Below are 14,087 nucleotides of genomic sequence, written 5' to 3'. Positions count from 1 at the left end.
AAGATACTGCGAGCATTGATCATTCTTCTCAGAACAGGGTTAGCATCAATCCTCATTCCGCATCTAGACGGACAGATCAAGCTGCGACCAGCAAGATTTCCTTTGACTCATACGCGCGCTCGAGCAAGCCAGGATTACGGCTCTCCAATTCGATCACGTCAGCTTGGTAGGTAAGCGCTGGCAACACATTCTTACCTTGCCGCAGAAAACTACGCAGATCCTCGAATTGTTTGTGGTCAATATTTGATGCGACGTTGCGATCATTGGTGAGGATTTCTATGCGTCGAGTATTAAGCGATATCAGGTCACTCTCAAGCCGTGATACACACTCATGGCTGTATTTGAATGCTCCAATTCTCATTTGAACGTGCGCCGTCAGCAGACCCAAGTTGATCAGGCGATCTTGGAGCAAACCAATCTCATTGAGGCGCTCGACGCTACTCGCACCGATTGATGCATGCCTCTCCAAAACGAGCTTGGTGAACTGATATTCCTTGTGCAAGGGTGCAATGAGGCCCTTCAGTTGTTCGACTTCTCCCATCTCGCAATACTGGCGTGCGGTCTGAGTCAACGCCCAAAACTGAGCCTTATCCATCATGAAACCACGGTCATGAAGGTCGCCCACGATCTGCAAGGTCTGATTAATGGCATGCGACTGAGCATGTATCAGCTCGCTAATACCGTCGAGTTTTTTACAAACGATCACGAATCCCGCGGTGGTAACCGCCAAATTCAATCCAGTCATAACAACGTTGGCTGACTGCAAACCTTGGAGTACGCCCATACTTTGTTGCAGGTGGCCCATTCCGCTTTCAAGCGATTCGAGGCCCTTGGATAGCGTTGCTTGAAGCTGCTGTAGACGCTCCTGAGTTAGCTGACTATCACCTGGGAATAGCAAGTGCCCTACGATCTGCCCGCCTTTTCCGGTATTCGGGGCATACCTAACTACTCCACCGTACAAGCGGTATAAACCACTTTGAATCTTGGCTAGCACGTCTGGTAAATCTGGCAGCGATCGCACCAATGCGTCAGCGTTTATAGGCATGAGCGCAGTTCCTCTTGATAAGCGGCAAAGTCGGCTTCATACCGAATTCGACGGATTCTGGCGATTTGAAGCACCGCCGGGACGGTAATGCGAAATGCGGGCGAGGTCACTTGGTAAATGGTAACGCCGGCTGCTAACACTGCCAGCGGTGGCGCGACTAGCCCTACCAAGCGACTACCAACCGCGCTCGATGCTGCAGCTGCGCCTCCAGTTGCAGCGATACTGCCAAATTTGCTAGCGGAGGAAACCAACGTCTTCACAACCTGCGCAACCTGATGCAATAGTTCTGCATGACTTGAGTAAGTCTTTATACCTTTGATCTGGCTCAGCGCCTGTCGCATGACAAGCTCTTCTATATCAAAGATGTCATGCGAGGCAGTCGGTTTTCCGTCGAGATTTTTCGCCACATCGGTGGCCAATTCCAGATAACTGACGCCACTCGACCTAAACATATTGGCGATGCTGTTGCTTCCAAACGCACGAATCTCAGCTTCCAACACATCGGGTATAGAACCGAGGGAACCTTTCGCACGATGATTCCGGATCGTAATCTTGACCTTACTGTCCAGGGCTACCCTTCCCTTCTCATTATCCGTGATGAGATCGGCCAAGACATTGAGATCAGCAGATGAAGCATTCGATAGCAGATCGACCAGTGGAAGGTCTCGCGGAACGACGGTTGTCATGGTTCTCCCTGTTGATTCAAAAGAAAGCCGCAAGTCTCAAAATTCTAGCCTTTTAGCCATCACGATGTCTTGCCTACGAACGGGCAAACCTAATGTCGGCCAGAAATATTGATCCGTGCGATAGCAAGGGTATGGGCCGGTCGGGAGTCGTTCAACGTGAGACTTTCGATGATTTGAATAGGCCGCAGGTGCGATCAATATTGTGCTGCGATTGGGCATGCACTGTACCAAGGCCGCCGGGCAAATTGAATCATCGTTCTGCGAAGCGCCTCCCGCTAGAGATGCTCCCGATCCCCGTTTCTACGCCACAGCCCCGCGAGAGTTGACTCGATATTTCTTGGCGCAAAATCACCATGGCTTCACAATCTGAATCAATAGAGCGCCACTGATTTAACCCCCGTTTTAAGAGAATTGCCGTGCCAGATGCAAAAATGCTTACAGCTCGAGAGGTCTACCAAATACTGCGAGAAGCTGCTGCCCAGGCACGACCGACTCGGCGAGTTACCAAAGCTGCATGGGATGAAATTTACTGTGGATTGATGACCGTCGACGTAGATGGCTGGGTTATCACGCTTTACAACGACTGCGGCTCTTTGGATTACTGCGACAGCTGTTACAGCCCTGATGGCCGGAAATACGATTTCTCCTCCCGGGACGTTTCAGATCCCATCGAGCTCCTTTCTCCTAGCGAACATCGCCAATTAGAGGAGTTGCTTCGCTATATCTAATCCACCTTCGCACACTGATTGAGGGCCTCTGGTAAATTTCTGGTAGAAAGGCGGTCATGGTTTTGGGCGAGCCCCTGCTCGGGGATGGCTGTCGTGAACCAAGCCTTGGCGCGAGGCGCAAGTCTTGGCCCTGCGGGCGTCCATCCTCACGCCTGCGCGTTCCGCTTGCCTTCGCCCCGCCTCGCCTTCTGAGATCTGTAACGTAGTTTTGTGCGCTGTAACGTAAGCAGAGTTACAAAGCACAAAACTACGTTACAGACCATTGATTGCTAGCTGCTGGAGCCGTTCGCCGGTCAGAAGCGACCGACTGCTCAATGAAGACGGATAGTTAAACTCGGCCAACACAGATCATATTGTGGAGCATGAAATCAGTCACAACGAGCGCAGAAAACGCTGTGCTTAATCGTCTAGAATGCCCTCCTCCAACGCACCGCTCGAATTGACTGGCTCAAAATCAGGAACGTGTTTATGTCGCTTAAAATTGCTTTTGCTTCTGTGCTTAAAGCAATGCGCGCCGGCAAGGGGTTGACTCAGAGAAACCTTGCCGAAGTCAGCAGTCGAACATACGTCTCGAAATTGGAGCGAGCTCAGTCAAGCCCCACGCTGGAGATGATTACTGCCCTGAGTGGCCCGCTGAATGTGAACCCTCTCACTCTCGTGGCCATCACTCTCTGCGCAGAGTCAGGGCAGTCAGTTAGCGCGCTGCTGCGTCGTACCCAAGAAGAACTGGCGGATCTAGCCCAGGCTGGAGTTCTCAGGGATTTGGACATTCCGTCTGACGTGCTGCAAGTGCCGCGCCCCTCTACTGAGCCCTCAAGGAATCGCTCGTCGACGACTTCTCAGCAAGTTGAATTCTGCTTCGCTGAATAGATTGCACTCGTAGCGCCTTATCCCCCCCCTCTCCTGATTTCCAGCTGTGCTTGCCACTGTCTGATGGTCAGCGTATCAGCAAGCCGAGCCCCGTTTGCCCCCTCAAAATAACATACGTACAACATACCTAAGCATATGATGACTTGACCTCATAACTAAGCATACTGTAGGCTTACTCACAACCTACACACAGCATAGAGTGATTTGCATGCAATCGAATCTCAGTGCAGCTATCGATAAGCTTAAAACCTCGCAAGACGGTAAAACAATCAAGGGGACTCGGGCGTTGATTTCGGCGATCCAAGAAAAAACCGGATTTCCTCAGTCGCGAATTGCCGAAATTAGCCAATGTAGCGTTGCTGGAATACAGCGCTGGGTGAGTTTGGACAGCGGGCAGAAAGCACGTCTCGCACCACTGATCCAATACGCACGCTCGTTAGCTGAGCAGTCTGAGAGTAGAGGTGTTGCAATCGAACAGTCCCCTGTGATCGCAAGCTCATTCGCTGAAGCTATGCGTGCGCTCACTTTAGGTGACATCGAGAAAGAGCTCAGAACCAGCCTGCAACGCCTGTCGGGAGTAGCCTTGGAGACCTGCGAAATCACCAGGCTCGAATCCAGAGACGGATTGGTTAACTTCGAATTGCGAATCAAATAGGCCAGCGAAAGCGTCGGGAGTAAGGAACCTACTCTCAGCGTAGGTATGGCAACACTTCGATCAAAATTGGGAAAGCTGAGCATGTATGACATTCATGAGCACCGCCACCGTGTAGCTGTTTGGGGCGCTGGCCGAGCCTACTCTCGGCAAGGGCCTGGCCACACAATTGCGGTGGCAAAACACCTGATAGAAAAATCTGGTTTGGGAGCCATCAACACAGCAGATCAACTGCCGCCTCCCGATGAAATGAATGAGTTTATTCACCAGCGAATTCAAGCGGTGATTGATGCTTCCAAAGGTCTCTACTACACGAAGCGCGCCAAAGGTGAACCGGATGTTCGCAAGGCATTAGTGTGCACCTACGGCCGGGCACAAAAGCTTGTAAACATGTACTTGAAATTGAAGATCGTCTGCGCTGGTTACCATGACCATCCACACGTGAAGGCAATGCACCCACCACTTGATGCAGTGCTTTTGAAGGCATTGGACTCCTCGGACGCGATTGACCAGGAAAGCGACCTTCGAGTCTTTCGTGAAGAGCTCCAAACTGCGAAGGACATGAGTAAAACTTGGACAACGTTTGATCGCACCACGTACGACGCTTACATTTCGGCCATACGTACTTTCCAAGGAAATCAGCCGCTCTGGGCGATTGAGCGATTGTGGAATCCTGAACGCGAAGCGTTACCTGTCTGACTTCTTGGTAGCAGGTAATCGGAGGGGCATGCATTGTGCACCGCTGCCCCCATCCACTTTCAACGCAGCAAGCGTTACTAGCGAAAAGCACATTAGAGATCATTGACTTGAAGCTTAAGCATTTCGTGAGATAACCGAGGGCATCGCCTAACTCCGTTTCGCTACTGGACGTCTACTCAAGCTGTTTCTCAATCCTTACAAGGCAGCCTGCATCAGCAACAGAGCTCTATATATGTATTGATTGCCATAAGCTGACTCAAGCGACTTTGCGACGAATGAGCTCAAGGTGTCCCCTGCTACACTGCCGTCAAGTTCTCAAAATGCAAAACGTTGCAAGCCGATACCTTTATGGTCACGTCGGGCTACGATTTCAGTGCGGACGAATGATGATAAGTAATCGCAACGGATTAAAGCTCCTCCAAGCAGGGAGCTTGGGCATGCGCGCCCTAGCTCAGCCAGAATGCCATCGAGTAGGGTGAGGTTAGGCGTAACAGCATCTGGCTGCCGATTCGAAGTGGGCCACGCTTCATCCGCTGGCTGATATCAAAGATTTGCGCAGGCGTGCATTCATTCCCAGCGGGCGCGTCAGCCTCCTCCAGAAGTTGCAGAAGGATGGAGTCCGCCAACCTAGCTCCGGCGGGAGAAACGGCAGCTTTTTTCTTTGGCGCTATTGCTGGCGTCTTGAATTCGAGGACTTTATCCGACATAACTGGCCCTCACTTCGAAGCTTTCTTTGCAGCCGGAGGTTCGTCAGCACTGGCAATCAGCGTCTTGATTACGGTATCGCTTATGATCTGACCAATGCCTCCTAATGTCTTGATACGCCCTTCCCTAGCAGCCGCTCCGGAGCTTTCGTTGCCGGTACGTGGGTTGTGATATTTTGCGGTGAATGGATCGGACATAGCGGCGATACCTCTTGTTGAGATAGACCAACTAGATAAGGTTAGTTCCTGGGTAAGAAGCGAGATTTTTTACCGATCAATGGCTCGCCCCAGGGAGCCCACCGAGAGTTCGGAGCTTATCTCGGCTGCCACCTGAACCCTTCAACCGAATTTGATTAAGCCACTAATCGTAGACCGCAAAGCAATAGCCTAGAGTTGATCTGTGGAGTGCCGCTGATCACCTGCGGTACGAATGTGCGACCATTTACAAGCATGAGGCACGGATCAATCACCGCGATATACGATCGCAACAGGCGCGCCGTCGCGGCCATATGCTAGGATCAAAGTTGATAGTTTTCCTCGGACGATTAGCTCTTGCAGGCTGCAAAGCTGCTACAGATTTCAATCAATCAAAAACATCATTCCATACAACGACGGAACGTTTCGATGTCTTTTCTCGTACCAGTCCTACTCGCCTTCCTGACTTTTCCTTTCTTACAAAGCCCCCTCTGCAAAGGACAATACAGTTTTGCGAAAACCTATTTCGGATGGGGGCTTCTAGGGACAGTTGCACTGTCGATTGGCATTTTCTGGCTGCTTGCCCCGATCTTCTTTCAACAGGATCATGGCAGAGGTGATAGAACGATTTCAGTCACCTTCAGGATTTGGAGTTTAGTTACTACTTTTTACATGATAGGGGTCTGCATTGGTCTCAATCACATCCGTAAAAGGGATAATCGTCCGCTGTTGAACCTCTACATCATCATGCTCATCGTTTGCACTGCTGTGTTGTTTCTATCCAGCTTGGCGGCAGCACCCGTTTATTGGTTCATTTACGGACTAACTGCCTTCATCGCATACAAAATTCGGACGAATCAAAATCCTAGTGATTCACCGAAATCCTGGAATGACTGAAGCGATCGTAAGCCAGCGACCTACTTGCCATTACTTGTCCAATGAACAACACAAGGTCGAGGAACGAGTCGCATCGTCACTCGCCAGCAAGATTGTCTCTCCTGTCAAACCCCTTCACTCCTCGAACGCATTGCAGTCAACGCCCCCCTCCCTCCCACACTATTCGTTCCACCGATACAAGGCATGCCACGGTGTGCCTCGTTGGTAGTAGGACAGGTCGTCCATTTTTGTGGGTACGACAGAATCTAATGCCTCGGTACTCCCACCTATGACTTGCGCCCCTTCGACGAAATGCTGGAGTTTGTGACCGACGTGCCGCAATGGGCTGGGAGTTATTTTGCGAGCTCGCATAAGACGAAGGCTGATGGCCCAAGAATGTTCGTAACTACCCTACTGACGCGACAGACTAAAGACGTGGGGCAACGAAGCTTTCCGTTCCATCATGCGCTCCTAGATGCCCGGGACATTGCGCAGATGTGCCGCAGGTAGCTGGAGCTTTAGATAGGCGTATGCATGACGGATTTTGCTTTTTTTAATAAAACAATTTCTTTTGAAGTCAAAAGTGTAGCCGCGACTACGTCGCGAAGGTGCGATTTGCTGATGCATCAAAGGCTTTGTCGCCTCACCACCTGGTTGATGAGCGAAAAAATCTAAACCGAAGGAAAGATTGGAAAGAAAAAGAGCAAACGCTAAGCAATCGATTGATCGCCCCAAGGCCACCACAATGCAAAGAAGTGTACGCCTTAGGAGATTGATGTTTTTTTGGTTTCAAGAGGGGGGCAGTTTTTTTGTCGAGTTGAGTTTTCAAGCGGATCAGCCTGCTCTCCATGAAGCCTATATGCGTTTGGCCATCATGGTGAAACGTGGTCTATGCTCGGCATTGCACACATAATTGTTAGCCCTCTCGATCTAAACGCCTGTTGTCGCGCGCGTTTTGATATCAGTCCCCCAGCAATGGGCCCGGCGCAAAATGTGGGTGGGGAAAAGTGAGGCGTCATCGCCCTTGAAGGGGACGATTGCTTTGAAGGCAACCTAAAAGCAGGAGATTCATCGTGGAGCAAAAATGGATGTTGGTCGCACTACCACTAGCTGCTTTCATCGTTGCATGGATACTTGCCAGCTGGCGCGCGCAACGCAACCATCAACAGATGGTCAAGGACATTGAGATCACTCGTTCCGCTTTAGAACAGGCTAAGGCTGAGTTAGTAATCCAAGAGACCAAGCTCGCTCAGTTGTTGGAGCAAAAAGCCGCCCTGGATATCGCCTATGGACGGATGGAAACGGATCGGGACAACAATAAAGATCAATTAGCCAGGCTGGATGCGGAAATCGCTGACCTTAAAACCGAGCTCAAACGCGCCCAACAATCAGAACAGGCAGCCCGTGAGAGTAACTCGAGGACGCAGGAAACCGCTGCGAAGCTACAGGATCAAATAACCAGCAACGCTGTCACATTCACTGAACGATTGGCCGAGCGCGATCAACAGCGCGAGAAATTGGAAACTCAGCTATCGACGGTCGAAACTCAGATCAAGCAGACTGCATCCCAGCTCGGAGAGACGCGCGAATTGCACGCGCAGGCTCAGACCCAGTTACTAGAGAAGCAAAATGAGCTGAGCACCTATAAAGCGTGGTGGGAAACCACCAAATCTGAACTCAAAATTGCGCAGGAAAACTACGCCGCCCTAGAAAATGCTCACGTAAAACTCAATACTTCATTGCAGGAAAAACAGCTGAGTTTTGACGCTCAATTCAAGCAGTTGAACGAAAATAGGGAAAGTCTTACTAAAGAATTTGAACGCTTGGCCAACGATGTGCTGGAGCGCAAGGGTAAGGCTTTCAAAGAACTCAACCAAGAAAGCATAAACAATCTGATTGCCCCACTGCAGACGGAGATGAAAGGTTTCCGCTCGCGTATCGAAGACATCCATACCAAGGACGCCGAACAAAGAGTTGAACTGCGTACCGAGCTGAAGAACCTCCAGATCTTGAACAAAGATATAACCGACCAGGCGGAAAAGCTAACTACGGCCCTGCGTGGCCAGAAGAAAGTCCAAGGCAACTGGGGTGAGTTGATGTTGGAAAACGTTCTCGACAACTCCGGCTTGCGCTTAGGCACTGACTACAAACGCGAGGTGAGCTTCAACACGGAAGACGGCCGCCAGCGTCCGGACGCCATTGTTTATCTGCCGCAGAACAAGCACATGATCATCGACGCCAAGACATCGCTGGTCGCTTACACCGATTTTATCAATGCCGAGGATGACTTAATAAGGGCCCAAACTTTGGCCGCCCACACCGCAGCTGTGCGTGACCGCATCAATGAGCTAGCCGATCGAGATTATTACCGCCTCGCAGGACTGAATTCGCCGGAAGTGGTGATCATGTTTATCCCGATCGAATCCGCCTACGTTGAAGCACTACGGCATGATGAATCGCTTTTCCAGCGAGCGATTGAGCGAAATGTACTGGTAGCCACTCCGACTACATTGTTGACCAGTCTGAAAATCGTCAAGCAGCTGTGGAGCTTTGAAGATCGCAATAAACATACCGCAGAACTGGCCAATCGAGCCCAACGCTTCTACGAGAAGCTTCATGGTTTCCTGACAAGCATGCTGGCTGTAGGCAACCAGCTTGATAAAGCTAAGGATACTTACGAAAAGGCGTTGGGACAGCTTTACACAGGTAGGGGTAACTTGATCAAGCAAGCGTCTGACTTCAAGGAACTGGGCGTGTCCGTGCAGAAAGAGCTACCAGCTGAACTGCTGGAGCGGGCAAAGCTGGAACTCGATACAGATATTGCGCTTGCAGTCGAAGCAGAAGTAGCCAAGCCGTTAATAGTCGCTTCATAAAAAGCTGCGGGTAATGTGAGATTTTCTGAGCATGCGAGTGCCCGGAAAATCTCGTCTCTGTTATCGAGTTAAAGAGCGATACTAGCAAAAATTAGGTGGACACCCTCGCTCCTATCCCCAGAACTGCAATGCGTAAACGAACTTTTCATTCCAAAGCCTCCGTAAACTCATATCCTCCAAAAACACCGAAAACACCGGCGACCCGCTATTGATAGCCATGGCGCCTGCGCCGTGGCTATCGCAGCTAGTAACATTACTGTAGATATGTAGCAAAACTTCATTGGCACATAGGGTCGACCCAGCAAACCAGCCGTTGCGCCACACTTGGTTTTTCGCTCTATCTTGAGGGAGTTAAGCACCCTGCCGTAAGCGATCAACGTATAATGCCGCACCTTTCAAACGTTGATGAAGTTTTCAGATGAAGAAACTGCTGTACGCCCTATCGCTACTCTTCCCACTAATCTCCCCTGCCTTTGCCAGCCCACCGGCGACATTCACCGAAGCGAAAGTCATTGCCAAACAAAAGGTCTACCTTGACCAAGCCAATAGCTCCATGGGCGAGCTGTACTGCGGCTGCAAATGGACGTGGGTTGGCAAATCTGGTGGCCGTATTGACCCGGCATCATGTGGTCTGAAGGCAAGAAAGCAAGAGACTCGGGCAGAGAGAACTGAGTGGGAACATATTGTTCCAGCCTGGACATTCGGCAACCAACGTCAATGCTGGAAAAACGGTGGTCGAGAGAACTGCGTAGAGGATGATCCGGTATTTCGAGCAATGGAGGCAGACCTGTTTAACCTCTACCCGTCCGTAGGTGAAGTGAATGGCGACCGCAGTAATTTCAACTACGGAATGGCCTCCGGAATCGCTCCGCAGTATGGGCAGTGCAAGACCCGAGTGGATTTCGATCAACGCGCTGCCGAACCTCGCGATGAGGTTAAAGGTTTGGTAGCTAGAACCACCTTCTACATGTTCGATAGGTACAAACTCAACATGTCTCGCCAGCAACAGCAGCTACTGATGGCTTGGGACAAGCAGTACCCGGTTTCGCCTTGGGAGAAAGAGCGAGATCGACGCATTGCTGCAATCATGGGGCACTCCAATCCATTCGTGACTGGCGAACGTCAGTGGTCACAAGGATACAAGACGGTTGGTGATGGGGTAGTTGGTGCCCTCCCTATTAATCCTCCGAAGGCAGCGGCCAAGCCAACCCTTGCGAGTGCGAACGGAGTAGGCGCTATCATCGGCAACAGAAAGAGTCAGGTGTACCACCTCTCTGTGGGATGCCCTGGTTATGGTCAGGTGTCCGCGAAAAATCAGATCTCGTTCTCTTCGGAATCTGAAGCCCAAGCAGCGGGATACCGCAAAGCAGGCAATTGCAAATAGTTGCTGCACCTAGTAGGACGGCCTCGCACAAGCGAGGCCTGCTGCATTTTTTTACCGGCGCTATCGCGTCAATCTAAGAGAACCCAAATAGGGCTTCACTAAAAGACCTACAGGCCACGTCGCTCTGACACTGGGTTGAGGTGCATTACCGTTGGCTTTCTAAGCGGTGTTCAGACTCTCAGCAAATTAGCCACCTTTCCTCAGATAGCAGGGACAGCGGTTATACCTCCCCCCGACGAGAGGCCTTACAAAATGGCAGGGACATTATCCTGCACATCGCTGAAAATGCTGCCATGGAACACGAGAATAGGAGCATGGCATGAAGTGGCTAGGTCGATTGATAAGGTTCGTTTGCCGAGACAAAAGATCAGATCGCGAGCAAGCCAGAGATCGCGCTTTCATCACTTCTCTCAATAGTCTGCAGTCTCTTCGCGTTACTCCAGACGGCGGTATGTCGATAGATCCAGATGAGATACGAGAGCAGGTGATTTCGAGTCGCCGGTCACTCAAGCGTTTCGTGCGATGACCATTACGGTTCATTCAGTGTCCACGCAACCGAGCCTATGGCTCGAAGGAGCGATGGCAAGGCAGCAATGGCACGACCAGGCTTTGCCAATACAGTCATTCTCTCACGGCGTAAAAGCCGCCACCTTTCTAACTCGCTTTCAAATTGCTTAGCCACCGCATGCTCTCATTCATCATCGATCTGGCTGGCCTCAGCCTGATTGGCTTCGATCGCTTTGGTCGCGGCCACCCCTCCCCGCTTGGTGAGGTCTATGCCGATGATCTTGATGTCTTCGACGCTAGGAAACCTCGAAGCGATGGCCAACCAGTGTTCTTGTAATGCGATTACTAGATCATTAAACCCGACCCGGCCTTTGGTGGGAGTCTCCCACATCGCCTGACCTCCATGATTTACCAGCAAAAAGATCCCGCAGCTTGAGCTTATATCGCGGAGGTAATCCCCGCAGAGTTGGTTCTCAAGTCGTTCGAAATGCCCGGGGCCGCTCCAGTTCTGTGAAAGCTTAAGTTCGACAGGTACGGGCGCGTAGTAGTCGCTGTTTTGAAATCGATAATCAGGGCGCTTGTCATCGGCAAGCTGCTCTTCCTGAGGCACGACGTAGCGTCCCGCAGCACGATCCCTTAACCACTTACCAATGAACTTCCGAATGGAAGTCTCCTGATTGGCCTGGAGCAAAATCTCTGCGTAGCTGGAGTCGCTATCTTCTAAATCGTGCTTTAAGTCCAGAAGACGATCGATTGCCAGATTCCAGAGGTCACGGTGGGTGGATGGCGTGCTTTCCAGCGACTTGTGAAACTCGACGACCTTTGATGGCTCCCATGGCGGAGTCTGCGAGTCGGCCGTAGCTTTCTGCTGGGCGTAGAATGCGCTCCAGGGACGTAGTCGCTCCGCAGGGTGGGCCTGTGCGATTTCCTGCAATGCTAGGAATGATTCCTTCCCCGGTGTCTCTCGGATAATAGCTAAAAGCCCATCACGAGCATTTTGGGCGTCGTCCCTAAGTCCTGGCGAATAGACCCCTTTTCCTGCACGGTCAATGTCTTCTGCAATACGTATGTATGTATGCATCAGCAGATACAGCGCTTTGGCATGCTCAACCGTTTTGTAATTCTGCCGACAACGGCTGGCAGCGTGGCTTCCAACAATGGCATTCAGGCAAAGCATGGCAAACTTGGCTTTTTCCTCATCTGACGACAGCGAGTCGATGCGAGCTGCCAGTGCCGGAATAGCAAGCACCGGCTCCACTCCAACCCAGACGGCGTACCAGATCGGCGCAATCTTCGGATTGACCTCTTCTACGGCACACTTCGTGGCGAGTTCGGCCAGAGTTTCATCATGGACTGACGAGCCCTGCACAATGTTCAACGCGAGCTGGAGCGATTCGCGGTCGCTGATGTGCTGTGCCAATCTAGTCATGAGCGGAGAAGCTAGCTCCTCGTACATCCAATCCCCACCCCAACGCAATCTCTGTAGCACACGATTGCCGCCTGACTCCAAAGGTGGCGCATCCATCTCGTAATAGATTTCACGCAGCAGGACTTCTCGGATAACACGCGGGTATAGCCCGAAAAGTCTGGGAAACCACTCCGGAAAGCCGTTCAGCTCAAGCAGCCCGTAACGAGCTGCGTATTCAGCGTCATTGGCGGACATCTGCGAAAAGAGGGATGGCTCCTCTTTGGACTCAATAGCGAGCCCTGTCAACCCAAAAATCACCTGATATGGGGTCGAATTGGCAGGGGCCCCCTCGGATGGCAGAGTTGGGCAATAGCCCCGCCAGAAATTAACAGCGCCGGCACGAAACACTTGGGCAACTGGCAGGCCGAACTCAGTTATGAGCGACTGCCAATTGCCGCTGCTCCAAGTGTTTGACGACGATGAGCCCTCACGCATCTGTTCCATAAGATAAGCTTGGCTTCGAGTCATCACTCCTGGCTCGGGGCTATTTATCAGCGCCACCTCAGAGGCTAGCCCCTCCCGCCAAGAGCGACGATGCTCTAACTCTTTAGCTTTTTGTTGGGCTGCTTCCTCTTTCCACTGAGCCTGCTTGATCTCCCATTCCTCAACTTTTCGCTCCGGTGGGTTTAACAAAATTTCGAGCTTCTCGCGCAGCTCGTCGTGCGCCTCAGTTGCTTGTCTGAGCTGAATCTCCCAAGAGAATGGTTTGTCATGCTCTGTGTAAATGTTGAAAGCCATACTGAGCGCCATCAGCCGATCGTGCATATTCGTGAGGCTAGCGATGTGGTCGCAGGCGAGGCTAAAGTTTTGCCTATTGAGCGACCAGAATGGCCGAAAACCAAGCATCTGCCAGACGTGAATTACAGGTTCACCGCGATGCACTTGACCGTTACGAGCTAATCCAACGTCATACCAGAACAACTTGTAGTCGAGCTCCGGCCAAGTAGGCACCATCTCTCGGAGGTTCTTTCCGAGCTCTCGAGTATCTCGCTCATCATAGATGTGCGCCTGGGCCAGCTTGCTCAGAATCGCAAGGGACGACTCATCCAGTGCAAACGGGTCTCGTTCTTGGAGCAATCGGAGCACTGCCATACCAGCTATTTCTGCGAGCCAGCCGTGCCTCTTAGAGATAGCGCTAAAACCGTACCCTTCAGTTGGAGACTTGTCTAAAAGCACACCGAGCCCGCAGATGTAGGCAGGAAGGTTTTCTAGCGGACAATCCATTGTCAGGGAAGAAAGTTTTAACGCCAGGCTATCTCTACCGCTATAGCGTTCTTTCTTCGCACATCTCTCAACCGCCTGTAGCAGCCAAGGTAGCCATTGTGTAGTGGTCAACTAATCCCGGACACGACTTTAAGTTTTTCTTCGGCGCGAGCTGGTGCCAACCCACCATTGAATTG

At 51.4% G+C, this 14,087-nt stretch carries 11 protein-coding genes; 7 read left to right on the top strand and 4 right to left on the bottom strand.

Annotated elements, in window-relative coordinates; translation table 11 throughout:
- Positions 1-76: 76 nt before the first annotated feature.
- Positions 77-1,045 carry a hypothetical protein gene (locus ACKJSM_RS23515; protein WP_236180690.1) on the bottom strand — a complete coding sequence of 323 codons (969 nt, stop codon included), beginning with the start codon at positions 1,043-1,045 and terminating at the stop codon, positions 77-79.
- Positions 1,036-1,731: a hypothetical protein gene (locus ACKJSM_RS23510; protein ID WP_236180689.1), complete on the bottom strand. Its 696-nt coding sequence runs from the start codon at positions 1,729-1,731 to the stop codon at positions 1,036-1,038. The genes ACKJSM_RS23515 and ACKJSM_RS23510 overlap by 10 nt, the downstream gene beginning before the upstream one ends.
- Positions 1,732-2,162: 431 nt before the next feature.
- Here ACKJSM_RS23510 and ACKJSM_RS23505 point away from each other — a divergent pair, with 431 nt between their 5' ends.
- The 4 genes from ACKJSM_RS23505 to ACKJSM_RS23490 all read left to right on the top strand — a co-directional run bounded on the left by ACKJSM_RS23505 (position 2,163) and on the right by ACKJSM_RS23490 (position 4,680).
- Positions 2,163-2,459, top strand: a complete 297-nt coding sequence (locus ACKJSM_RS23505; protein WP_236180802.1) for a hypothetical protein — start codon at positions 2,163-2,165, stop codon at positions 2,457-2,459.
- A gap of 468 nt (positions 2,460-2,927) precedes the next feature.
- Positions 2,928-3,329 (top strand): helix-turn-helix domain-containing protein, encoded by a 402-nt coding sequence (locus ACKJSM_RS23500; protein WP_236180688.1) that lies wholly within the window; start codon positions 2,928-2,930, stop codon positions 3,327-3,329.
- Between the two features lie 208 nt (positions 3,330-3,537).
- Positions 3,538-3,984 carry a hypothetical protein gene (locus ACKJSM_RS23495; protein ID WP_236180687.1) on the top strand — a complete coding sequence of 149 codons (447 nt, stop codon included), beginning with the start codon at positions 3,538-3,540 and terminating at the stop codon, positions 3,982-3,984.
- A gap of 81 nt (positions 3,985-4,065) precedes the next feature.
- The gene (locus ACKJSM_RS23490) at positions 4,066-4,680 is read left to right on the top strand and encodes a hypothetical protein (protein WP_236180686.1); all 615 of its coding nucleotides are present in this window, start codon (positions 4,066-4,068) and stop codon (positions 4,678-4,680) included.
- A 716-nt stretch (positions 4,681-5,396) separates the two neighbouring features.
- Here ACKJSM_RS23490 and ACKJSM_RS23485 read toward each other — a convergent pair.
- Positions 5,397-5,582 carry a hypothetical protein gene (locus ACKJSM_RS23485; protein ID WP_236180685.1) on the bottom strand — a complete coding sequence of 62 codons (186 nt, stop codon included), beginning with the start codon at positions 5,580-5,582 and terminating at the stop codon, positions 5,397-5,399.
- Between the two features lie 426 nt (positions 5,583-6,008).
- Here ACKJSM_RS23485 and ACKJSM_RS23480 point away from each other — a divergent pair, with 426 nt between their 5' ends.
- From ACKJSM_RS23480 to ACKJSM_RS23470, 3 genes are all read left to right on the top strand, one after another.
- Positions 6,009-6,476, top strand: a complete 468-nt coding sequence (locus ACKJSM_RS23480; RefSeq protein WP_236180684.1) for a hypothetical protein — start codon at positions 6,009-6,011, stop codon at positions 6,474-6,476.
- A gap of 1,052 nt (positions 6,477-7,528) precedes the next feature.
- Complete coding sequence (rmuC, locus tag ACKJSM_RS23475; RefSeq protein ID WP_410239003.1) at positions 7,529-9,328, top strand: DNA recombination protein RmuC; 1,800 nt, start codon at positions 7,529-7,531, stop codon at positions 9,326-9,328.
- A gap of 418 nt (positions 9,329-9,746) precedes the next feature.
- The gene (locus ACKJSM_RS23470) at positions 9,747-10,712 is read left to right on the top strand and encodes an endonuclease (protein ID WP_410239002.1); all 966 of its coding nucleotides are present in this window, start codon (positions 9,747-9,749) and stop codon (positions 10,710-10,712) included.
- 691 nt (positions 10,713-11,403) lie between these two features.
- On the opposite strand, the gene ACKJSM_RS23465 is transcribed toward ACKJSM_RS23470, so the two are convergent.
- Positions 11,404-13,779: a hypothetical protein gene (locus ACKJSM_RS23465; RefSeq protein ID WP_410239001.1), complete on the bottom strand. Its 2,376-nt coding sequence runs from the start codon at positions 13,777-13,779 to the stop codon at positions 11,404-11,406.
- Positions 13,780-14,087 lie beyond the last annotated feature (308 nt).

Source organism: Pseudomonas sp. PHC1, from assembly GCF_046487845.1.
Lineage (GTDB): Bacteria > Pseudomonadota > Gammaproteobacteria > Pseudomonadales > Pseudomonadaceae > Aquipseudomonas > Aquipseudomonas sputi.
Note: the sequence above shows the minus strand (reverse complement) of the source record. Positions and strands in the feature narration are given on the sequence as shown.

Coding starts and splice junctions, on each gene's coding strand:
- ACKJSM_RS23505 (WP_236180802.1), top strand. CDS start 2,163: ATGCTTACAGCTCGAGAGGTCTACCAAATACTGCGAGAAGCTGCTGCC.
- ACKJSM_RS23465 (WP_410239001.1), bottom strand. CDS start 13,779: ATGGCAGTGCTCCGATTGCTCCAAGAACGAGACCCGTTTGCACTGGAT.
- ACKJSM_RS23470 (WP_410239002.1), top strand. CDS start 9,747: ATGAAGAAACTGCTGTACGCCCTATCGCTACTCTTCCCACTAATCTCC.
- ACKJSM_RS23495 (WP_236180687.1), top strand. CDS start 3,538: ATGCAATCGAATCTCAGTGCAGCTATCGATAAGCTTAAAACCTCGCAA.
- ACKJSM_RS23485 (WP_236180685.1), bottom strand. CDS start 5,582: ATGTCCGATCCATTCACCGCAAAATATCACAACCCACGTACCGGCAAC.
- ACKJSM_RS23480 (WP_236180684.1), top strand. CDS start 6,009: ATGTCTTTTCTCGTACCAGTCCTACTCGCCTTCCTGACTTTTCCTTTC.
- ACKJSM_RS23490 (WP_236180686.1), top strand. CDS start 4,066: ATGTATGACATTCATGAGCACCGCCACCGTGTAGCTGTTTGGGGCGCT.
- ACKJSM_RS23510 (WP_236180689.1), bottom strand. CDS start 1,731: ATGACAACCGTCGTTCCGCGAGACCTTCCACTGGTCGATCTGCTATCG.
- ACKJSM_RS23500 (WP_236180688.1), top strand. CDS start 2,928: ATGTCGCTTAAAATTGCTTTTGCTTCTGTGCTTAAAGCAATGCGCGCC.
- ACKJSM_RS23515 (WP_236180690.1), bottom strand. CDS start 1,045: ATGCCTATAAACGCTGACGCATTGGTGCGATCGCTGCCAGATTTACCA.